Annotated in this window: 19 protein-coding genes and 2 pseudogenes; 11 read left to right on the top strand and 10 right to left on the bottom strand. The window is 40.7% G+C overall.

Annotated elements, in window-relative coordinates:
* The first annotated feature begins 319 nt into the window (after positions 1 to 319).
* Positions 320 to 1,072, top strand: coding sequence for a hypothetical protein (locus RM368_RS09600; RefSeq protein WP_322693851.1), 753 nt, complete (start codon positions 320 to 322; stop codon positions 1,070 to 1,072).
* 673 nt (positions 1,073 to 1,745) lie between these two features.
* On the opposite strand, the gene RM368_RS09595 is transcribed toward RM368_RS09600, so the two are convergent.
* The 4 genes from RM368_RS09595 to RM368_RS09580 all read right to left on the bottom strand — a co-directional run bounded on the left by RM368_RS09595 (position 1,746) and on the right by RM368_RS09580 (position 5,101).
* The gene (locus tag RM368_RS09595) at positions 1,746 to 2,579 is read right to left on the bottom strand and encodes a metallophosphoesterase (RefSeq protein WP_322693850.1); all 834 of its coding nucleotides are present in this window, start codon (positions 2,577 to 2,579) and stop codon (positions 1,746 to 1,748) included.
* Positions 2,580 to 2,810: 231 nt separating this feature from the next.
* Positions 2,811 to 3,641 carry a metallophosphoesterase gene (locus tag RM368_RS09590; RefSeq protein ID WP_322693849.1) on the bottom strand — a complete coding sequence of 277 codons (831 nt, stop codon included), beginning with the start codon at positions 3,639 to 3,641 and terminating at the stop codon, positions 2,811 to 2,813.
* A gap of 449 nt (positions 3,642 to 4,090) precedes the next feature.
* Complete coding sequence (locus RM368_RS09585) at positions 4,091 to 4,363, bottom strand: GlsB/YeaQ/YmgE family stress response membrane protein (protein WP_322693848.1); 273 nt, start codon at positions 4,361 to 4,363, stop codon at positions 4,091 to 4,093.
* A 471-nt stretch (positions 4,364 to 4,834) separates the two neighbouring features.
* A complete protein-coding gene (locus RM368_RS09580) occupies positions 4,835 to 5,101 on the bottom strand; it encodes a hypothetical protein (protein ID WP_322693847.1) in 267 nt (88 codons plus the stop codon).
* Between the two features lie 269 nt (positions 5,102 to 5,370).
* Between RM368_RS09580 and RM368_RS09575 the strand changes: the two genes are divergently transcribed.
* The 7 genes and pseudogenes from RM368_RS09575 to RM368_RS09545 all read left to right on the top strand — a co-directional run bounded on the left by RM368_RS09575 (position 5,371) and on the right by RM368_RS09545 (position 8,720).
* On the top strand, positions 5,371 to 6,003 hold the full coding sequence (locus RM368_RS09575) for a bifunctional 4-hydroxy-2-oxoglutarate aldolase/2-dehydro-3-deoxy-phosphogluconate aldolase (protein WP_322693846.1): 633 nt from the start codon (positions 5,371 to 5,373) through the stop codon (positions 6,001 to 6,003).
* Positions 6,004 to 6,115: 112 nt separating this feature from the next.
* A complete protein-coding gene (locus RM368_RS09570) occupies positions 6,116 to 6,631 on the top strand; it encodes a L,D-transpeptidase (protein WP_322693845.1) in 516 nt (171 codons plus the stop codon).
* A 446-nt stretch (positions 6,632 to 7,077) separates the two neighbouring features.
* On the top strand, positions 7,078 to 7,602 hold the full coding sequence (locus RM368_RS09565; RefSeq protein WP_322693844.1) for a L,D-transpeptidase: 525 nt from the start codon (positions 7,078 to 7,080) through the stop codon (positions 7,600 to 7,602).
* Positions 7,603 to 7,725: 123 nt separating this feature from the next.
* Positions 7,726 to 7,869: pseudogene (locus RM368_RS09560) on the top strand (Uma2 family endonuclease); the annotation flags it as partial.
* Positions 7,870 to 7,871: 2 nt separating this feature from the next.
* On the top strand, positions 7,872 to 8,027 hold the full coding sequence (locus tag RM368_RS09555) for a hypothetical protein (protein ID WP_322693843.1): 156 nt from the start codon (positions 7,872 to 7,874) through the stop codon (positions 8,025 to 8,027).
* A 15-nt stretch (positions 8,028 to 8,042) separates the two neighbouring features.
* Positions 8,043 to 8,258, top strand: a pseudogene (locus RM368_RS09550) (DUF6882 domain-containing protein); the annotation flags it as partial.
* Positions 8,259 to 8,366: 108 nt separating this feature from the next.
* Complete coding sequence (locus tag RM368_RS09545; protein ID WP_322693841.1) at positions 8,367 to 8,720, top strand: hypothetical protein; 354 nt, start codon at positions 8,367 to 8,369, stop codon at positions 8,718 to 8,720.
* A gap of 76 nt (positions 8,721 to 8,796) precedes the next feature.
* On the opposite strand, the gene RM368_RS09540 is transcribed toward RM368_RS09545, so the two are convergent.
* From RM368_RS09540 to fni, 5 genes are all read right to left on the bottom strand, one after another.
* The gene (locus RM368_RS09540; RefSeq protein ID WP_322693840.1) at positions 8,797 to 10,395 is read right to left on the bottom strand and encodes an Hsp70 family protein; all 1,599 of its coding nucleotides are present in this window, start codon (positions 10,393 to 10,395) and stop codon (positions 8,797 to 8,799) included.
* A 353-nt stretch (positions 10,396 to 10,748) separates the two neighbouring features.
* Entirely contained in the window at positions 10,749 to 11,792 is a 1,044-nt protein-coding gene (locus tag RM368_RS09535; protein WP_322693839.1) for a RelA/SpoT domain-containing protein, read from the bottom strand.
* A gap of 420 nt (positions 11,793 to 12,212) precedes the next feature.
* The gene (locus RM368_RS09530) at positions 12,213 to 12,452 is read right to left on the bottom strand and encodes a hypothetical protein (protein ID WP_104909601.1); all 240 of its coding nucleotides are present in this window, start codon (positions 12,450 to 12,452) and stop codon (positions 12,213 to 12,215) included.
* Positions 12,453 to 12,856: 404 nt separating this feature from the next.
* Positions 12,857 to 14,692: a signal peptide peptidase SppA gene (gene sppA / locus RM368_RS09525; RefSeq protein WP_322693838.1), complete on the bottom strand. Its 1,836-nt coding sequence runs from the start codon at positions 14,690 to 14,692 to the stop codon at positions 12,857 to 12,859.
* Between the two features lie 76 nt (positions 14,693 to 14,768).
* Positions 14,769 to 15,818, bottom strand: a complete 1,050-nt coding sequence (gene fni, locus RM368_RS09520; RefSeq protein ID WP_322693837.1) for a type 2 isopentenyl-diphosphate Delta-isomerase — start codon at positions 15,816 to 15,818, stop codon at positions 14,769 to 14,771.
* A 282-nt stretch (positions 15,819 to 16,100) separates the two neighbouring features.
* Between fni and RM368_RS09515 the strand changes: the two genes are divergently transcribed.
* The 3 genes from RM368_RS09515 to RM368_RS09505 all read left to right on the top strand — a co-directional run bounded on the left by RM368_RS09515 (position 16,101) and on the right by RM368_RS09505 (position 20,522).
* A complete protein-coding gene (locus RM368_RS09515; RefSeq protein ID WP_322693836.1) occupies positions 16,101 to 17,129 on the top strand; it encodes a D-alanine--D-alanine ligase in 1,029 nt (342 codons plus the stop codon).
* Between the two features lie 335 nt (positions 17,130 to 17,464).
* A complete protein-coding gene (locus tag RM368_RS09510) occupies positions 17,465 to 18,844 on the top strand; it encodes an ATP-grasp enzyme (RefSeq protein WP_322693835.1) in 1,380 nt (459 codons plus the stop codon).
* 349 nt (positions 18,845 to 19,193) lie between these two features.
* Entirely contained in the window at positions 19,194 to 20,522 is a 1,329-nt protein-coding gene (locus RM368_RS09505) for an ATP-grasp domain-containing protein (protein WP_322693834.1), read from the top strand.
* A 195-nt stretch (positions 20,523 to 20,717) separates the two neighbouring features.
* Here the strand turns inward: RM368_RS09505 and RM368_RS09500 are convergent, their stop codons facing one another.
* Positions 20,718 to 20,879, bottom strand: coding sequence for a hypothetical protein (locus tag RM368_RS09500; RefSeq protein WP_322693833.1), 162 nt, complete (start codon positions 20,877 to 20,879; stop codon positions 20,718 to 20,720).
* Between the last annotated feature and the right edge of the window lie 292 nt (positions 20,880 to 21,171).

Raw genomic sequence — 21,171 nt, 5'->3', positions numbered from 1 at the left:
CAACAAATTAAAAATTTAGAGAATTGAAGCAAATTGCTAGATTTTTCGATCGAGCCATTAACTGACAGTTAAATAACATCCATCTTTAGGATACTCTTTCTCTTGATTAAGTATTAACTCTCTAAAGATTAAGTATTAACTCCCTGGAGATAGAGCCACTTATTTGAATACAGAGGTTATTCTGAGATTACCAACAGTTGAGTAGCAAATAAGACTCAACATTTATCAGCAACATATATTTTTCAGTTCATTAAAACCTCTTGTTTTCACAAAACTTTAGTTTGTCAATATTTTAATCTGAGGAGTTAAATCAACAGCTATGTCTATTCCTAATGAACGCGAAAGCAAAAACAGTGAAGTTAGGCAAGAATCTTACACTGATATTAATGGCAATACTCAGACCCATTTCACACAAACCACTGAAACAGTTAAGAACAACACAACTAATCCCAACTCTTACACTAACGGTTACGTACATGGTCGAAATGTTGAGCGTAGCTACCAGCAAGCAGATTTAGCCCAGCGTGATGAAAACAATGTTAGTGGTGGTTTGTTGTTGGGTATTGTCATTACTTCCTTGCTTGGTTTAGTTATAGGTGGGGTTTGGTACTTCAACCAGCAGAATAACGCGGTTAACAATATTGTGCCGGTCGCGGTTCCTGTACCGAGTAAGAGTAATCCAACTCCTAGTCCATCTCCTCAACCACAAACGAAGATAATCGAAACAACTAAGGAAGTCCCTGTTCCTTTTACTGTTCCTGTTCCTGTTCCTCAACAGCAAGTTACACCTCCGTCTACACCTCGCCAACCGGATATTAACATTACTATTCCACCCCAGCAGCCTGCGGCAGAAAAAGCACCTTCTGTAACCCAGCCAGCCCCTAAAGCGACACAAAGTCCGGCGACGAGTTCAACTACTAATACTCCGGCTTCGCAAAACGATAGTTCTACTAATACTGTTGCTCCTGGTACAAAAAGTGACACCTCTAAAAGTACTACACCTCAAGGAGTAGACCAGTCAAACACTACATCTAATAGCGATTCTTCTACCGCTGGCGGTTCTGGTCAATAACGCCTTCTGAACTTTCAGCTCACTTGGTAATGTTGGCGTAAATGCCAATGTTACTAAGTGGGACAAATTTTAAGCAATATTTCTGAATTGTTGCGATAAATTAATGGGGTTCAAGTTTAGTAAAGGTGTCTTGTAGCTAAACAAACACAATGCTAGATTAAGACCAAGGTACAAACAGGTTAAAAGTTAAACAAAAACTTTCAAGTTAGAGCCTGTGCCTCCTGCTCTAATCTTATTGCGATCGCTATCCTTGGTTGTGGCATCCGTTGAATGTGTTTTTGCCTTAAGTTCAATGAGTTGTTTGGAGGTTTTAGAACGCACAGCCAGAAAATGCCTGCCTAGTTGGAATATAAGGATGTGCAATTTTGAATAAAGCGATCGCGAATACTGTCCACCTTATTTTGAGTTAGTCATTTCTGAATTCTTCAATCTTCAAGAAACCGCCCCAAGCTATTGAGATTTATCCATCGTAGCTTCAGGCGGTTTCTGTCATTTGTCATTTGTCATTTGTCATTTATCATTTATTTATATCAATGGGCGTTGCTGATTGAAAGTATGAATTAGGCTCACGCAAAGGTGCAAAGAAACATTGTTTATTTATATCGAAAAATGTCAATTCATACTCTGATTCAGCAACGCTAACCAACAATGCCCAATGCCCAATGCCCAATAACTAATGACTAACTAAAGTAATTACAGTCACTTCAGGCGGACAAAATAAACGTCCTGGTTTATAAGTTCCTAAACCACGATTGACATATAGTTGATTTTCTTCTACCTTGTGAAACCCTTGCGCCCACTCCCAATATCGAACTACTTTCGAGCAGTCTCCTAATAAAAATGTTACCCAGCGCCGCAATTTTTTGGGAATTTGTTTAAGTAGCTTTTTGTAATAGAGTACTAGAGGGCCAATGCCCGGAATGACGATGTGACCACCGTGGGTATGACCAGATAGTTGCAAATCTACGCGCCATTGTTGCAATATCTTGGCTGTATCTGGGTTATGAGATAAAACGATGCGCGGTGTAAGCGAATCTAGTTGATTCATCACTGGTGCAGGGTAAAATTCCCGCGACCAATAATCAGCTAGTCCTACCAATGGTAATTCTTTTCCTAGTGGATAGGCGATTTCATTCCAAAGCACATGTACCCCAATGCTGGTTAATGCTTGTGTAACTTCTGCTTTGGAGTGGCTGTAATAAATATCGTGGTTCCCAAGTACGGCGTACATACCACAGCGACTTTGCAGATGTTTGAGTCGAAGTACCAATTGATGGATTGGTGTGGGATCGTCAGTTACGTAGTCACCAGTTAATAGAATTAAATCTGGTTCAGCTTCATTAGTAAGTGCGATCGCTTTTTCTAACATTTCTTCCGACAGTCGCAAACCATCGTAATGAAAATCTGACAACTGTACTAATGTTGTACCTTGTAAAGATGCAGGAAGTTCTGCAATCTTAACCGTTATTTTATCTACTCTTAAATGTCCCGTAAACAACCAATGCATAAGTTAACCGATACTCCTCATACCAGCGTTTACAGCTTACCAAAAATAAAAATGTAACTTGATAAAATGCAAAAATTTATGTCATCTACTTCAGATACAATTAATTCATTGGTTGAATTTTGGTGATTTAATTTTGGCGATGAGAGTAGCAGGTTATGCCTGAGTTTGCAGGCACTCATTAGCCAGAATACCTGCTGAAATTGCGTTCTTTTTTGTTAAATTTGGTAATTCTTACTCACCTTGTAGGGTGATTATAGTAACTTCTGGGCGGCAAAATAAGCGTCCTGGGAGGTAAGTTCCCAAACCACGATTTACATATAGTTGATTTTTTCCTAGCCGATGCAAACCCTGCGTCCATTCCCAATGTCTGACTACAGAAACATTTTCTTCCAAAAATGGGACTCGACGCCGCACTTTTCTGGGTATTTTTTCTACAAGCTTTTCGTAAAACAACGCCGCAGGGCCAATTCCGGGAATCACGATTTGACCACCGTGAGTATGACCAGATAATTGTAAATCGACTCGCCATGCTTGTAATATCTCCGCAGTATCTGGGTTATGGGATAAAACGATGCAGGGTGTGTCGGGGTTTAGCTGGTTCATAACTGGTGCGGGGTGAAACTCCCGTGACCAATAATCAGCCAGTCCAACGAGTGGTAATTCTTTTCCTAGTGGATAGGCAATTTCGTTCCAAAGGACGTGAATTCCAATGCTAGTAAGGGCTTCTGTAACTTCGGCTTTTGCCTGTTTGTAATAAATATCGTGATTGCCAAGAATAGCATAGATACCACTGCGACTTTGCAAATGTTTGAGTCGAAGTACCAGTTGGTGAATTGGTGTAGGATCGTCAGTTACGTAGTCACCAGTTAATAAAATTAAATCTGGTTCAGCTTCGTTAGTAAGTGCGATCGCTTTTTCCAGCATATCTTCCGACAGTCGCAAACCATCGTAGTGAAAATCTGACAACTGCACCAGCTTTTTACCTTGTAACGATGCAGGCAAACCTGCAATGTTAACCGTCAATTTCTCTATACTCAACGGCCCAGATAACAACCAATGCATAAGACGTTCAATAAAGCTCAATCATAGCGCTTACAGCTTAACTGAACATTCTTGGTTTGTGTGTAGCGACCAGTGCAATTTATTGAGAATTTCATGAAAGCTGTAGATTTTAGGGTATTTATACTTATTAAAATTAGACGTAACTTTGCTGTTATTAGCGATCGCTAATCTTCCTATAAAATTTTTACCAATATCTGTCCCAAAATCGAGCCTAATACAAAAATTCCCCTCTAACCTGACGGTATAGAGAGGTTATAAGGAATGTTGTAATGCTCTTAACAATCGAGGGAGCTTGGGGTTAGGTCTGTATTGGACTCTACTGAGAACCTCTATAATCACAAAACAGCGCCAGACGTATCACAGACTGGCGCTATTTCTTCAATTTAATTCACAGTTAAAAATAGTTAAATGAATTTGTTAAATCTTTGTCGTTGATTGACCGCAATTTTTTATACAGCACTGCGGTTGGTTAATAAATTCCACAAGAAGACTGCAACAATTGCACCAAGAACTGCTACTGCAATACCTGGAATGCTGAGAGTAGGAGCTGCTAGGGTTAAAGTTCCCGTACTGAAAAATACACCTAAACTACCGCCAACAAAAGCACCGATAATTCCTAATAATATAGTTCCTAGAATTCCGCCACCTTGATGACCGGGGTAGATAGCTTTTGCGATCGCACCAGCAATTAGACCTAAAACAATCCAAGCAAGAATATTCATTGTTGTTAAGTTGGTAAACGTTTTTGACTTACAAGTACATATTAACGATCTTCATTTTTGACTTAATCTACCATCAGAATTAATTATGAATATCCATTAGGAATAGTTTAATTGCTACTAGATTTTTTATATTGCGGTTACGATCCTGCTTAAGACAAGTCGGCTATGGATAGGTGTGACAGCCGTTATTCTATGATTTGCCAATGTCTTAAGTTGTCCGATCGCTGCTATATGACCCATTTGAGGTAGATAGTCAATTAAAAAAAAGCTCCTAGTAGGTCTTTAACTAGGGGCTTATATAAACTATTGCTTGGTAATTGCAGTATATGCATTTTTAATTAGCTCTCTCCTCTACTATAAGAATTAAGCTGAGTTTTTAGAGACTGCCTCTAAAGTAATGTAAAGGAAGCGAAATCAGGCGATTGAGACGATCGCCTATCCCTTTGCAAGTTCATGTCTAGTTTTTAACTTTTAATTGCTGATCCCGCGATCGCTACCAATGACTTGATGGTCGATCAAAGGCAACAATCTGCGGTAAGACCAATGCATACTTAGAAAAATTAGACTTACTAAGGTTAGCAGCATAATGCCCAGAATCGTTGTATATGCCTTAGTGCGCCACCAAAAGCCATTCGCACCTAGTCGCACAACCTTCCATAAGTTGGCTATATCAGCGCTTTCAGAATCGTGAATCGTGATTGGTAAGGATGCTGCTGTGTTTTGTCGTGCAATTGTCATTTTAATTACTCCTTTAAACCCAAATGCTGAGGTATTAAATTTAAACTACGGTAACACTATAGGTTTTATGTTATTGATATGTAATATCTCATAGCTTGATGCAATAAGCAAGTTTTAAGGGCATTGGGAATAGGGCAAAACAGTTGTGCTAATATTACTCAGCACTCTTGAGGGGCGAGGGGCATTAGTATTAAAAATTAGGTATTTACTAGATTGAAAACTATTCTCTAGTCTCAATCCCTACTCCCAGTCCCCAATCTCTAGTCAACATGCCTAATCAAATTTGGTTATCACAGTTGGAAAAACACCGAGCGATCGCAGTTATCCGCGCCCCTCAAATGGAACTGGGACAACAAATGGCAATGGCTGTAGCATCTGGGGGAATGCAGCTAATTGAGATTACCTGGAATAGCGATCGCGCTGGAGAATTAATTAGTCAACTACGTTCGGAATTACCAGCCTGTATTATTGGCACTGGTACGCTATTTAATGTGCAGCAGTTACAAAATGCGATCGCATCTGGGGCGCAATTCCTCTTCACACCCCACGTTGATTCGGCAATGATTCAAGCAGCACAAGAAAAAAATGTCCCGATCGTACCAGGAGCGCTGACTCCTACAGAAATTGTTACCGCTTGGAGTCAAGGCGCTAGTTGTGTAAAAGTGTTTCCTGTGCAGGCAGTGGGAGGGGCTGATTATATCAAAAGTTTGCAAGGGCCGCTGGGTGAGATTCCCTTAATTCCTACTGGCGGCGTGACTCTAGAAAATGCCAAAGAATTTTTGCAAGCTGGAGCGATCGCTGTCGGTTTGAGCGGGGAATTATTTCCCCAAAAGCTTGTCATAGAGAGAAATTGGTCAGCGATCGCAACTCAGGCAAAAAACCTAATGCAACAGTTAGGTTAACTTAGAATCAAATCATCAAAATTTACGTCTATTAAAGTAATAGATAGGGAAATAAAGGTGAAACCCGATCAGTTTCTCAAGACCCCATGATTTGAGTATGAGTGTATCTAAAATGAAAAGACAAATTTCTCCTGACTGGGTGCGTCGCTTACAAATAATTCTCACTGGTACAGTACTGTCCCTAAGTGTTTTTACTACTACTGGAACCAGTGAAGTTTGGGCAAATTCCAAAAATCAAGTGATTGCCCAAAGAATCCAGACATTACAACAATCAAATCAGCGCTGGATTCAAATTGATCTTTCCAAGCAAAGATTAATAGCTTGGCAAGGTGACAAAGTTGTTTATGGAAGTGCTATTTCCTCTGGCAAAAAAGCTACTCCTACTCTTGTCGGTACTTTTAAGGTTCAATCTAAGTTTAAAACTACGCGGATGCAGGGAGAAGACTACAATGTTCCCAACGTTCCTTATGCGATGTTTTATCAAGGTAATTACGCTATTCACGGAGCTTATTGGCATAAAAAATTTGGCACTCCAGTGAGCCATGGCTGTGTGAATGTTACACCTAAACATGCTAAATGGCTATTCGAGTGGGCATCGGTAGGGACACCAATAGTCATTCATAAATAATATGTGAAACAGCCAAAAGGCAATTTAGGTAAAATCATAAATAACAAATCAAGACAATTAAGTGATTCCCAGCATGATTTTATGCTGGGAATATTCGGAGTCGTAATTACGGGAATTGAAATAAAATATAGAAAAGGGCATTTAACTAGTTGTCTAAAAAATAAGCGGAAATCCTGACAATTACTGTGTGAAATTGCAAATGCAAATATGAATTTGGGGAAAATTTGTATTTAAGCATTTAAATGACAGATTTTTGTAAAGATTGTCCTTTGTAATTAGTCATTGGTCATTAGTCATCATTTAAAAAATGACAAATAACAAATGACAAAAAAAAGATGAACTGCGTAAATCCTCCACAGAAAGCAAGTAGTCGATCTAGAAATTTGTAGTTTTCCAGAAAATTACTTCACTTGATGATTTTTGCGTAGTTTAGAAGATAAGGCATAATGCAAACTTGGATTCGCCGTGGTGGGATTCGTTCTTCGGCAACTTTTTGTACAGGCGTGGCGCTGATGGTGGTGACTTTATTCTCTTGGTCATCACCCCTAACAGGTATACTCAACTCGACTACAGCAACAGCCACCTCAGTAGATCAAAACAGCACTAATAATATTAGCCAACCTCGCTGGATTGAAATTGATTTGTCAGAGCAACGTTTACGTGCATGGGAAGGTCATAAACTTGTTCATTCATATCGCATTTCTGGAGGTAAGCGATCGACTCCTACACCCATAGGTAGATTTCGGATTAATTCTAAGTATCGTACTCACCGGATGCGAGGCAGAGGCTACAACATTCCTGACGTTCCTTACACAATGTATTTCTACAGAGGCTATGCCATCCACGGCGCTTACTGGCACAACCGTTTTGGGACTCCAGTCAGTCATGGTTGCGTAAATTTACCTGTTAAGCAAGCTGGCAATCTTTACAGATGGGCTTCAACGGGAACTTTAGTAGTAGTGCATAAATGATAGTGAATTGATCGTTGCTGCAATTCTTACCTTGATATGTGGACAGGTGCGCTAACGCAGTGTCACGCACCTGTTCACATATACTGCTAGACTAAAAACACATTTTTGAGGAATTTAGGAGCTATAAGCGCCACAACTACTCAACCTCTCACATTGGAAGAGTTTCTGAAGCTCCCAAAAACAAAGCCTGTAAGCGAATATATTAACGGAGAGATTATTCAAAAGCCAATCCCGAAAGGGAGACACAGCCGCTTACGAGTTAGAATGTTATGAATTTTTTCAACAAGCTATTCGGTGCAGGTAAATCAGATAATTTTTCTGAGTTTCATACTTTAGTTGAGCAGAGTATGGAGGAATTGCGATTAAAAACAGAAGCTCACAATAGTGCTTGGCGGCTCGGTGATTCGAGTTGGGATATCGATTAAGGCACTGGTACGGTTGTCTTCACCCGTCCAGATGGGATCGCGGCGAGATGTTCAGTGCAGATTATCGGCACTTACAACATAACAGACAGCAGTTGGTTGTGGGGTTGGAACCATCCATCTGTTGTCCCTGGATTACAGTCGCACGCACGTCTTGTCCGAAACTATGGAGAGGAGCATGGTATTGAATCTCTCACTACCCAGAAGCTCAGTTGTACAGAAAATCAAGCTTGAGAGTTTACAGCACTTGCCTGTAAGCTTTGTGAAGCAGAAGGTGCATATCGATGTCCAACAGGTTCAACTCTCGTTTTCATAACGTTTGATCGGGTGACATTAAGTCGGTTGTCAACTCAGCCAAGCCTTTCTCAATCAATCGCCCAAAGAGTCAATTGTCATGAGGCAGCAGTTGCAGCATACCAAGCTGGAGAGTTAGAGAAGCTATATCTTTTCCCGATTGAGTTAGGTGGGGTTGATGATGACGTTAACGTTGTTTACGTCCCATCGCCAGCAATGGAAGAAAAAAGGGCTTTTGATGCAGAGGTAGGCAGACTGGCAGAACAAGGTAAGATTGGTCACTATGAGGCTTCTCCCGAATATGATGACGAGAGTTTTATTCCGTCTAGAATAGTTGTTAAAGCATCTGGTGAAGAATCAATTCAAAAAACCATTGAAATAATCAGAATGAAGGACGAATAAATCAGGCTTTAGAACAGTGGTTTGAATGCCAGCACCCACTGTCAAAATTTTATTAAACACTTAAACGTGCAGTAGTTTAACTCAACTGTGCCACAAGTTGATTTTCCAACAGCGTGTCATTAGTTAACAAGTCTTCAACAGTGATTCGCAAAAAGCGTTGTTCATCAACTTGAAAGAGAATTTTGATGCGATCGCTTCCAGGATATCCGCTTGGTGTCAGTTGGGCAATTGTCTTCGCACCTTCTCGATCGTTGAGGGGTTTGACGCTGGTTTCACTATTGTCCAGACGGCGAGTAATCAAGCGATCGCCATCAAAATAAACTTCAGTACTACCCGTATCTGCTCCTAATTCTCCCATAATTAATTCAATGCTGGGCTGATTTTCTACTGAAGCACCTAAAACTAATTCCACTGGCTGAGTCATTGGATATGCTTGTCCAGCTTTAATTAAAGAATGCCATTTGTGACGCTGGTTGCGGCGATCCCAGTAGCGGATACCATAACTATGGTAGAGAAAGTCTTTGATTTGCACACCTTGAGCTAACTGTAATGCACCTTGAGCGATCGCTTCAAAGGGACGTTCGCAACGGATTTTTTCTGGCTCAAAATACTGTTTAATCCATGTCTGCACTGCGGGTAATTGCACTGTGCCACCAACTAACAAAACTGCACTAATATCTGGAAGTTCTATTCCTTGCCGTCTTGCTTGCTGCAACAGTGTGGTCATCGAATCATCGAGTAACTCAAAAAATGCGTGTTCTTTGAGGATATCGTCAAAAGTGTCGCGGTTTAGTTCCAGTTCATAACTTTCAAATGTTTCATCGTCAAAATAAACTTCACTAGCTTGGTTTTGAGTTGATAGCTGAATTTTTACCCGTTCAGCCAATCGTGTTGTCAAGGGACTTACCGCCAATTCTTGAGTTTTAGCAAAGTAATCTACCAACCAATTATCAATATCAGTACCGCCTAGATTTTGCCCTGCTTTTGCCAGTACACGGGCAGTTTTGACTTTTTGTTTTGAATCTTCAGCCAAGGACTTATTACCCCATTTCAGGAGAAATCCCAAGGGCTTTGTGCTTGCCTGCACGCTTTGATCCAACCGAACAAGGGATAAATCCAAAGTACCACCGCCGAAGTCAATCACCAAAAGATTTTCTCGATCTGCCAAGCCATAACCCAAGGCGGCGGCTGTGGGTTCATCCAGCATTCGCACCTGTTCGACCGGGAGGCTTTGACATACTGTCCCCAACCAATGACGATAGGCTTCAAAACTGTCTACAGGTACGGTTAACACCAAAGAATCTAACCCACCTTCCAGGGGTGCTAGTTCTTCAATTACTTGAGTCAGGAACCATTGCCCTACTTGTTCAAAGGTGACAATTTGCCCATCTAGTTCGGGTAAGAAACCTTGAATATCTGCACCAATACCGCGTTTGAAGCTGCGGAAGAATCGCGTTTCGCCTCTGAGGTCAAAACCGCGATCGCGTACTTGTTGCCCGACTAAGACTTTATTTTGGGCTGCGTCTTCAACATAAACCAAGCTGGGAATCAGTGGCGGATTGAGACTTTGTTTAATTGACAAGCCTGGTAGAGTCAGGGTTTCTGGCTGCTGGGTTACAGGGTTCCAACGAGCAATGACTGTGTTGCTAGTACCAAAATCGATTGCGATCGCCATACTTTATATTTATTCTCTCGCACGAAGATGCCAAAGCTGCTTTATTTGTGATTATTCTCTATAAGCTACCAAGAAAGCAAATGCACCCATAGGAATACTTCTTTGCATCCCAACCCAGATATCGATTCAGTCTGTTGCAACTGAGTGTTAGCTGTAATGGATATCACAGTTAGACAATGATCCTCGGTTTTGAAGTGTCTAGAAGTTGTAGGCAATTAACTCACCGTTTTTCTGCCGAATTTGGTCATGCCACTAGTCAAACAATGCCTTGCTGTCGTTTATTATTGTGCGATCACTTGAAAATATCCTCTGCGATGACGGATATTGATTCTCTGGGGATTCTAGGGATTCACTTATATTTCTTTTGCTAGAACTTCGTTTAGTTTATCTAAAAATTCTTTAGAGTCAGCAAAATAATTTGGATATGCTTTTTTTAATGTCTTTATTGATTTAGCGTTAACTAATACGATATCTACCTCTTTTGTATCTTTGTATTTTTTCTCAAAATTCTTATAATCTTCAGTTGCTTGGAAATGGTATTTTTCTTTGTAAGACCATATTTTAACATCTTGTTTATCAATATTAAGCAAAATCAGAAAATAACCACATACATCATTATTTCCATTACCAGTAATTAAATGAGTTGACACTGAAAATGCTTGAAGTTTTTTGAACACTTCTAATTCTGCTACTAATATATTTACTTCTTCTTTGATTTCTTTTAACCTTTCATTGGTTATATTCTCTGGTAAACAATTTTCTAGGAATGCCAAAAGTAAGCTTACTAACTTGAAAAAATGTAACCATTTTTCAGGGCCTTCTCCTGATTTTAGAGATTCTTTTAAGAATGTTCCTGCAACTTCTACTGCTGTAGCCCATGAGTGCTGTATCTTTGTTCTTACTTGTATTTCAATTGTATACCCATTATATATATAATCTTTTTTACCTTTGTATTTATAAATTAAATGTATCCCTCTATATCCTGAATCTTTAGGATTTTCGATATAATCATCTTGTCTTACCAATTCATTTTTGGTTTTGCTATTCAATAGTAAGTCTCTTAAAGTATGTACTTTTTTTACATCTGATAAAACTACTCTACATCCTCCAATATCCTGCATTGTTTGTAATTTCATATTAGGAAGGCGTTTGAGTTTTCCTAATATTGATGGAATACGCTTTAATCTTTGGGTAATTATTGCATTCTTTTCAACATCCTTTACCTTAGACCTTAATAAACTTGCAATAATATGTAAGGTAAATGTATATGATGATCTCCAATTGCTGACAATATCTAATGCTTCTAGATTTTCTTCTTCAGATGAATCCGAACTTATTAAAATATCACCTGCTCTGCTTACTGCTTTCTTACTAGATTTTGGTTCAACCCAAGTCATATTTTTATGATCAGCAACGGGAGATTCGTGGAGAATTAAAGCTTGTGGAAATGCAAGTTCGATTTTTTCTTGTAGTTATGGAATTTATTCAGAAGAGGAGAAGCGACATACTAAGCAAGATATCAAACTAGGGCCAAAGGGAAAAAATGGCAAACCTGTTTACGTAGATTATATTGTTAAACTTTCAGAGCGATCGCTGGAGGAGTTTTGTCGCTGGGTGTATCGCTTCATGGGCAATGCTCAGTTCATCTACCCTCAACATCTAGCTGAACAACACCAAAAATTTGCTCGTGCATTAATAGATCGGTATTCTTCCAAAGCCATATAAATTAGGATGATTGACCCTCAAAGTGGAGGCACTGGCTAATTAGTACAAAAACCTAATCTAACCCGGAGTTCCGGGTTAGTGGTAGTTCATGCTCAATCTTCATTGCGTAACTGCCAGACTGCACCAAAAGCAGCCCCAGCCCCAGCTAACAATCCAGTACTCATTCCTTGGATAGTTTTTTGGAATGGATCTTGGGTTAGGCACTCACTTGTAACCTTACTGTCTTCCAAACAGAGACTACTTTCTGCCCAACCAGCAGTACCTCCTAAAATTACACCAGTGATACTACAAGAAACAATTAGCAGCAAAAGGCGTTGTGTTTTTCTAGCCATAGATGGATGTTTTACTCAATTTTGTATTTTAGACTTTAAATTGGGTTGGTATGTAATTACACTTATTTTGGATAAAAAATTTTAGATTTTTCCATACTTGAGCCACTGTTTAACTAGGCTGCTTCAGCAAAAGTCCAAATCTAAAATTCTGTCAAAGGTTAGAAATTGTAATTTACTTTAAACTACTTTACACATCAAGGCAGCAAATGTCAGCTGGTTTATGGCTGGCGAGGTAAACTCATGTGCTTTGTCCTAGTCATCTATCTTTAAATCGATCGGTACACAATTTCGTAGCAAAGACTTTAGCTCTGAGAAAACAAGGACTAAAATCCTTACTACAAATCCTCAAGACTAGTTTGACGTAGTATTCGCTGAGTTGTTGCCCACTGATACTCAAAAAACATCTACTCAATCTTCAAGTTGAAAGGCAAGCGGGCATAAACCCCTTGTGGATCGTTCATCTTTTGCAAAATCTCTACTTCCTGTTGCAATTTTTGGAATTCGGTGGTGAGGGGATTGGATTGTTTGAGTTGCGTCCCTTCAATCCCTAAAGCAGTCCGCACCTCTTCTGTTGCACGCCCAAAAAAGCGTTCTCCGAAGCTGCTAGTGCGAGGATATTCTTGCACTTCCCAGTTTTCTCCTAGTTCCGCCTCCTTGACAGCATAAGCGATCGCAGTATTCAAACCGCCAATTTCATCCACCAAACCAATTTCTTTAGCCGCTTCACCCGACCAAACCCTTCCTTGGGCAATTTCTGCTACTTTTTGTTCTGGGAGTTTCCGACCTTGAGAAACTTTATTCAGAAACATATTATAAATCCGGTTAACACTGCGCTGATAAATTTCTAACTCTTGGGGCGATTTCGGACGCGAAACTGTTTGACTATCAGCATAGCGTGCGGTTTTCACTGAATCCCAAGTAATACCATTATTATTAGCCAGCTTTTCCCCATTGAATAAGATCCCAAACACTCCTATAGAACCAGTAATGGTATTTGGTTCTGCAAAAATGCGATTAGAGTCGCTAGCAATCCAATAACCACCAGAGGCGGCGACATCACCCATTGACACTACAACTGGTTTTACTTCACGAGTTAATTTCACTTCTCGCTGCATGACTTCGGCTGCGGTAGCGCTACCACCAGGACTATTAATTCGTAATACAACAGCTTTCACATCTTTATCTTGTCGCAGCTTGTTGAAGATTTTCGCAAAGCGATCGCCTCCTACTTGCCCATCTTCTCCTTTACCATCGACAATCTCGCCCTCAGCATAAACAACGGCAATTTGATTTTTGGAGTTACGTTCTACACCCAAAGATTTACCAGAAACTTGTGCGTAGCTATTCAAGCTAATTTGTCGGAATGTCTTGTCTTCTTTATCGCTATTTGTTAATTTTTTCAGGTCAGCGACAACTTCATCGGGGTATTGTACTAGATCGACTAAACCGTTAGTTTTAGCTTGTGTGGCTTCTAGTAAAGACTGATTATCTGCGATCGCTTGCAACTTGTTGGGTTCAATTTTCCGACTTGCGCCTATAGCAGTGCGCCACTCTCCCCAAACATCATCTAACAATTTCTGAGTTTGTTCGCGGTTTTCTGGACTCAACTTGTTGAGAATAAATGGTTCAACGGCTCCCTTAAATTTCCCAACTCGCACGACTTGAACGCCAATGCCATACTTTTGCAATGCTCCCGCTAAAAACATTGGTTGTGAACTCAAACCGTTGACTTCCATCATTCCTAGAGGGTTAAGGACAATGGAATCTGCCACTGAACTAACGTAATATTCCTTTTCACTCCAATCACTGCCGTATGCCACAATCTTTTTTCCCGCAGCGCGAAACTCTTCGAGCGCTTTCCGAATTTCTTTCAGGGAGGCATAGCCGACATTACCAGTTTGGCTTGTGTTCGTTGCATCCAGATAGATTCCGACAATGCGCGGATCGCGCCGCGCCTTTTCCAAAGTTTCCACAACTTTGCGGAGTGCCATTCTATCTCCATCCACACCTGATATTGTGTTTTGAAACAGTTGGTCTGAACTAGGCTCGCCATCAGTAATTTTCATTGACAAGTCAAAAACCAACACTGACTTATTTTTCACATAAGGCCCAGTATCTTTAGAGGAGCTAGCAGCAAAAATCAGCAAGAACAGTCCAGTAGTTCCTAGACCAGCGAAAATAATTAGTCCTAATAAAGTGCCAACTAAACTAGCAAAAGTTTGTTTGATAAAATTACGCATTAGTTATTGGGAATGGGGAATTGGGCATGGGGCATTGACAAAGGACAAATGACTGATGACTAATGACTTACTTAATTTATTCTATGCGCTGTAAACTGCCAGAGTGCTTTAACTGATACAAGGTAGCATTGCCAGTGCAGAATAAGACTGTGGTGATTTCAGCGATTAATACCTCAGCGAGTTCGGCTACTGCTGTCTCTGATATTGCTGCTGCTTGCAAGAAAGGCATTGCTAAACCAGCTATATCTGCTCCCAAAGCGATCGCAGTTGCAACATCCAATCCATGACGTAAACCTCCCGAAGCAATTAAAGGCACATCTTTGGCAATCGCTCTAATAGTTGTAATGCACTCTGCCGTCGGTAAACCCCAATCGGCAAACGTCCTCCCTAAACGACGTTGTAAGGGATTTTCTGCTCGTTCGCTTTCTACTTTTGCCCAAGAAGTACCTCCTGCACCCGCGACATCAATTGCTGCTACCCCAGCGGCAAGAAGTTTTTGGGCGATCGCTGCGGAAATGCCGTTACCAACTTCCTTCGCAATCACTGGTACTGGCAATTTTGAGCATAATATAGAAATCTTGTCAAGCAAACCTCGAAAATTAGTATCACCTTTGGGTTGAATGCACTCTTGTAAAGGGTTAATGTGTAAAATCAAGGCATCAGCTTCTAAAATATCAACTACGCGCAAACATTCATCCAAGCCGTACTTGTAATTAAGTTGCACAGCCCCCAAGTTTGCAAGTAGCAGAACATCAGGAGCATACTTGCGGACAGCAAAAGTATCAGCCACCTGGGGTTTTTCCACCGCTATTCGCTGAGAACCAACACCCATTGCAATTTTGTAGTGTTGTGCGACTTGGGCCAAACGTTGGTTAATCATTGCGGCTTGTTCTGTTCCGCCAGTCATGGAAGAAATTAACAAAGGTGCGTCAAGGTTTTTTCCCAGGAAAGTTGTACTGATATCAATATCGTTGTAATTGAGTTCGGGTAAGCAAGAATGGGTGAAACGATAACGTTCTAATCCATTGGTGATGCGATCGCACTGAACATCTTCTTCTAAGCAGATGCGAATGTGATCGGCTTTGCGATTCTGAGTTTGTGCAGAGATATTGGTAGGGGCGTTCACTGGTGGGTATGGCTAAAAGTATTGGCTTGCGATCGCTATTGTTACATTGTCTGCAATCGTCTTCTTACAACAAAAATATTTATTTTCGCTATTTTTAGTCAGCTTGTACTGTAACCGTAGTGATAATTTTCAGGCGATGTCGCTCAAGATCGGTAAGTTAATCGGCGTAAATAATTATTGTTGGAATAAAGCACGAGGCAGGGAAAAAAGGTTTGAACCTTGTTTACTTTTCTTCACACAGCAGTTTTTATATAAAATATAACAGTAACTAGAAAATGAATCATGCCAGTACTTCGTATCCTTCATTTAGCTGGGTCTGCATACAATGATTTTTACTGTGAATTGTCACGTAATTACGCCCAAAGCTGTATAATAGCTACGGCAAATCCATCGCTCTATGACTTTCTGATTGCATACATCACACCTAATGGTGAATGGCGATTTCCTTCCTCCCTTAGTCTTGAAGATATTGCTGTTGCCAAACCGATGCCTCTGTTAGAGGCCATACAGTTTATAACGGCGCAAAACATTGACGTTATGTTGCCACAAATGTTTTGTCTCCCTGGAATGACTGAGTACCGGGCACTATTCGACCTGCTTAAGATCCCTTACATAGGTAATACTGCGGATGTCATGGCATTAACGGCTCACAAAGCCAAAACCAAAGCAATTGTCGCAGCAGCAGGGGTGAAAGTGCCTTTTGGAGAACTGCTCCGCCAAGGAGACGTTCCGACAATTACACCTCCAGCAGTCATCAAACCCGCAAATGCCGACAACTCTTTAGGTGTGTCCTTAGTCAAAGAAAAGAGTGAATATGACGCTGCTTTGAAGAAAGCATTTGAATTTGCAGATGAAGTGATTGTAGAAACATTCATTGAAGCCGGTCGAGAAGTCAGATGCGGCGCCATTGTCAAAGATGGTGAGCTAATCAGTTTACCGCTTGAAGAGTATCAGATAGATTCCCAAAACAGACCCATCCGCAGCTATACTGACAAATTCAAAATACCCATCGAGGGCGACTTGGCTTCAACTGCTAAAAATTATGTCCCAGGTTGGATTGTAGATATTAATGACCCGATCGCCCAAAAGGTTCAGCAAGAAGTTAAGAAGTGTCATTTGGCTTTGGGCTGTCGCCATTATAGTTTATTTGACTTCCGAATCGACCCACAGGGACAACCTTGGTTTTTAGAAGCTGGGTTGTTTTGTATTTTTGACCACAAAGCGGTGATTTCCTGTACGGCGAACAAAATGGGAATTCCTTTAAATGAGTTATTTATGACGATGATCGAGCAAGCGTTGAGCACGAACTGATGTCCGGGAAATCACCTTTTTAGCTTTCTTCTAACTTGGAAGAAGCTAATAAGCATTTAATGCAACATATTGCTTATTTCCTTTATTTTTATCTAGCGATGCCATTTAATCACTAACTTTCTTTGATTCAATAGCTTATCTAGTCAAGATTTAAATTTATCTACTAATTCGGTACTGGTCATTGAGTATTTGATTGATAAAGATGCTTGCTATTTCAACAATCACCTTGGGAGCTAGTTGAGTACTCGACGTTTTGCGATCGCGCCTCACCTTATACCCTTAATCTCTGACTCGCCATCAGCCACAGGTTCCACTATCATGTCATAACTACAACTATGAGAGAGCAGATTTTTGCAATATTTCAAAACCTGGGCACTCTTGCATTATTGGCGATCGCATTTCCCTTTAACTGCACCCTCGTACTAGCATCGTTGCTGTGGAATTTTTTCAGCCGACTGTTCAGCAAGCAAGTCGTTTTGAACGAGAATCCAAAAAATATTTTGATCGGTGGTGGGAGAATGACCAAAACCCTTCAGCTGGCGCGATCGTTTCACGCTGCTGGGCATCGAGTTATTCTATTCGATCTCCACCAATACTGGTTCAGTGGTTATCGATTTTCCAACTCTGTGGCTGGCTTTTACACAGTTCCTGACTCGCAAGAAGACTTAGAAGGCTATACTCAAGCCGTGCGGGCGATCGCCAAAAAAGAAAATATAGACTTTTTTGTTCCGGTAGGCATTTTTGCAGCCAGCTACTTTGACTTTGAGCGCAAACCAGTATTATCAGGCTATTGCGAGAATTTCCACTTCGATGCTGATACAATGAAGCTACTGGATAACAAGTTTACCTTTGCACAAAAAGCAGCCTCACTCTCGCTATCTGTCGCGAAAACTTTCTTAATTACAGATTCCGAACAAGTTCTGAAATTCGACTTTACCAACGAAAAGCGCAAATATATTCTCAAAAGTATTGTCTATGACTCTGTTTTACGCTTGGATCTGACCAAGCTACCAATGGAGTCTCCCGAAAAAATGGCGCTTCATCTTAAAAGTAAGCCAATTAGTCAAAATAACCCTTGGATATTGCAAGAGTTTATTCCTGGAACAGAATACTGTACTCACAGTACAGTGAGAAATGGGGAATTAACCGTACACTGCTGCTGCAAATCATCTGCTTTTCAAGTCAATTACGAAAACGTTGATTGTCCAGAAATTCAGGAGTGGGTGAGTCATTTTGTCAAAGAATTACAACTGACTGGACAAATTTCTTTTGACTTCATACAAGCAGAAGATAAAACAATTTATGCGATCGAGTGCAACGCTCGCACTCACTCTGCAATTACAATGTATTACAACCATCCCGGTTTAGCAGATGCCTATCTCAATCAACAGCCTCCGGCTGAACCTCTGCAACCCTTGAGTGATAGTAAGCCTACTTATTGGCTTTATCACGAACTTTGGAGACTTAATGAAATTAGATCGTTTAAGCAGTTACAAAAGTGGTTTAAAAATATTTGGCGAGGAAAAGATGCAATATTTGAAGTTAACGATCCACTACCGTTCTTAATGGTACATCACTGGCACATTCCTTTACTATTACTCGATAGTTTGCGCTTCTTAAGAACTTGGGTGAGGATTGATTTTTGCATCGGGAAACTCATACAGTTTGGAGAAGACGTAAAATATAAAACCTTTACTTCTACAACCCCTAAGTAATAATAAGCAAAGTAGTTTGCTTGGTCGCCAACTTTAGAGAATTAATGAAAACGATAATTTGTTGTCTATTATATAATTCATCTGGGTGGACAACATATTGCTTCAAGCGCAAGTAAACTTGCGCTCAAAAGAGTGAGCCAAAAACAAAGAGACGATCGCTTGTTGCAATCCCATCAGCAAAGATTATTCTAGAGTTTGAGCAAGTGTTCGGCGCAAATTTGAGACGGCTTGAGGAGCATATATACGAGTGTAGGAAAGTATTGAAAAGGGCAGGCTAGGATCTGCCTGTCTCCTTAACCTTTTCCTATCTACCAGCCAGTAATTCCACTATTATGTCACAATTATAATTATGAGAAAGCATATTTTTGTAGTGTTCCAAAACTTGGGCACTCTTGTATTACTAGCGATCGCATTTCCCTTTAACTGCATCGTCGTCTTAACATCGCTACTGTGGAGCTTTCTTAAGCAACCATTCAGTAAGTCAACTGTTGTAAACCCCAATTCCAAAAATATCTTAATTGCTGGTGCTAGAATGACTAAAACCCTTCAGCTAGCACGTTCATTTCATGCAGCAGGGCATCGGGTTATTATAATTGACATTGAGAAATTCTGGTCAAGTGGTAATAAATATTCCAACTCTGTTGCAGGCTTTTATACTGTTCCCGATCCAAGCAAAGATTTAGAAGGCTACGTTGAAAGCCTACACGCGATCGCCAAAAAAGAAAAGATCGACTTTTTTATTCCGGTAGCGATTTTTTCCGTCATCCACTACGATCGAGGCAAGCCACCATTACCAGAGTTTTGTGAGTTTTTCCACTTCGATGCTGATGTCACCAAGAGCCTGGATGACAAGTTTGCCTTTGCCGAAACAGCGCGATCGTTCGGTTTATCTGTTCCCAAATCCTTCAAAATTACCGCTCCCGAACAAGTCCTCAACTTCGACTTTTCTCAGGAGAAGCGCAAATACATTCTTAAAAGTATCCCGTACGATCAAATACGTCGCTTGAATCTCACCAAGCTACCTTGCGATACAGAATTACAAACAGCAGCATTTGTCAATAGTCTGCCCATCAGTGAAGAGAATCCCTGGATTATGCAGGAATTCATTCCTGGAAAGGAATACTGCACTCATACTACGGCGCGAGATGGAGAATCAAGAATGTATTGCTGCTGTGAGTCATCCGCCTTTCAAGTCAACTATGAAAACGTTGAGCAGCGAGAAATTATGCAATGGGCGAGTCATTTTACCAAAGAACTGGGAAAAACTGGGCAACTTTCCTTTGACTTCATCCAGGCAGAAGACGGAACTGTTTACGCAATTGAGTGTAATCCCCGGACTCACTCCGCCATTACTATGTTTTACAATCATTCAGGAGTAGCGGATGCCTATCTTGGTAAAGAGCCTCTAGCTGAATCTTTGCAGCCTCTTCCTGATAGTAAGCCAACCTATTGGCTGTACCACGAAGTTTGGCGGCTGAATGAGATTAGATCGTTTAAGCAACTGCAAACCTGGGTAAGAAACATTAGGCGGGGGAAAGAAGCAGTTTTTGAGGTGAGCGATCCCTTACCCTTTTTGATAGTACATCACTGGCAGATTCCGTTACTCATTCTTGATAATTTACGAAGACTCAAAGGTTGGATAAGAATAGACTTTAATATGGGCGAGCTTATAGAGTGATACCAATCCGCATTCTAAAGCGTAATATTGGTAAACTGAAAAATTAGAACGGCAATTGCCAGTAGTGGTTTCTCAGCAGCAGATTTCGTATTAGAATTTGTACCTGCATATAGTCAGCAGCGATATCTACGACGGGCTACGCCTACACAAAGCAATAGGCATCATTCACCGTGAATGATGCCTATTTGTTGCTCATTACGCTGTCTGTGTAGAAGCCGCTTTTGAATCTGCGGTGGATTTTAACCGGGTGATAGTGGCTTTACGAATGCGTAGGCGTAGCCCGCCGCAGGCATCGCTCTTGCGTACTCCACCTGTCATTTCGTATTCCCGGCTGTCTTTGCCATACTTCAACACCACACCACTGACTAAGCGTTCTGAAGTTTCGCCTAAGCGTTCTGAAGTTTCGCGAACGGTCTTTTCAAGGGTTTCAATTTCTGCCTTTGCTGTGTCAAAAGCAGCTGACGGGGCGACGAAATCGGCTGAAAAAGACTTTTCATGCGTAGATCAAAGAGAGAAGAGGGGGGGGGGGGGGGGGCCCCCCCCCCCCCCCCCAAAAAAAAATTTTTTTTTTTTAAAAAAATTATGCTGTGTTTTTTTTGTTTAAATTATTTTTTTTGAATGCCTGTCACTTAAAAAAAACAAAAAAAAA

It is taken from the genome of Nostoc sp. DedSLP03 (genome assembly GCF_034530815.1).
Classification (GTDB): Bacteria; Cyanobacteriota; Cyanobacteriia; order Cyanobacteriales; family Nostocaceae; genus Nostoc.
Note: the sequence above shows the minus strand (reverse complement) of the source record. Positions and strands in the feature narration are given on the sequence as shown.

Bases quoted from the DNA above. Each gene is read 5' to 3' on its own strand.
- RM368_RS09600 (WP_322693851.1), top strand. From the start codon at position 320: ATGTCTATTCCTAATGAACGCGAAAGCAAAAACAGTGAAGTTAGGCAA.
- RM368_RS09595 (WP_322693850.1), bottom strand. From the start codon at position 2,579: ATGCATTGGTTGTTTACGGGACATTTAAGAGTAGATAAAATAACGGTT.
- RM368_RS09590 (WP_322693849.1), bottom strand. From the start codon at position 3,641: ATGCATTGGTTGTTATCTGGGCCGTTGAGTATAGAGAAATTGACGGTT.
- RM368_RS09585 (WP_322693848.1), bottom strand. From the start codon at position 4,363: ATGAATATTCTTGCTTGGATTGTTTTAGGTCTAATTGCTGGTGCGATC.
- RM368_RS09580 (WP_322693847.1), bottom strand. From the start codon at position 5,101: ATGACAATTGCACGACAAAACACAGCAGCATCCTTACCAATCACGATT.
- RM368_RS09575 (WP_322693846.1), top strand. From the start codon at position 5,371: ATGCCTAATCAAATTTGGTTATCACAGTTGGAAAAACACCGAGCGATC.
- RM368_RS09570 (WP_322693845.1), top strand. From the start codon at position 6,116: ATGAAAAGACAAATTTCTCCTGACTGGGTGCGTCGCTTACAAATAATT.
- RM368_RS09565 (WP_322693844.1), top strand. From the start codon at position 7,078: ATGCAAACTTGGATTCGCCGTGGTGGGATTCGTTCTTCGGCAACTTTT.
- RM368_RS09555 (WP_322693843.1), top strand. From the start codon at position 7,872: ATGAATTTTTTCAACAAGCTATTCGGTGCAGGTAAATCAGATAATTTT.
- RM368_RS09540 (WP_322693840.1), bottom strand. From the start codon at position 10,395: ATGGCGATCGCAATCGATTTTGGTACTAGCAACACAGTCATTGCTCGT.
- RM368_RS09535 (WP_322693839.1), bottom strand. From the start codon at position 11,792: ATGACTTGGGTTGAACCAAAATCTAGTAAGAAAGCAGTAAGCAGAGCA.
- RM368_RS09530 (WP_104909601.1), bottom strand. From the start codon at position 12,452: ATGGCTAGAAAAACACAACGCCTTTTGCTGCTAATTGTTTCTTGTAGT.
- sppA (WP_322693838.1), bottom strand. From the start codon at position 14,692: ATGCGTAATTTTATCAAACAAACTTTTGCTAGTTTAGTTGGCACTTTA.
- RM368_RS09515 (WP_322693836.1), top strand. From the start codon at position 16,101: ATGCCAGTACTTCGTATCCTTCATTTAGCTGGGTCTGCATACAATGAT.
- RM368_RS09510 (WP_322693835.1), top strand. From the start codon at position 17,465: ATGAGAGAGCAGATTTTTGCAATATTTCAAAACCTGGGCACTCTTGCA.
- RM368_RS09505 (WP_322693834.1), top strand. From the start codon at position 19,194: ATGAGAAAGCATATTTTTGTAGTGTTCCAAAACTTGGGCACTCTTGTA.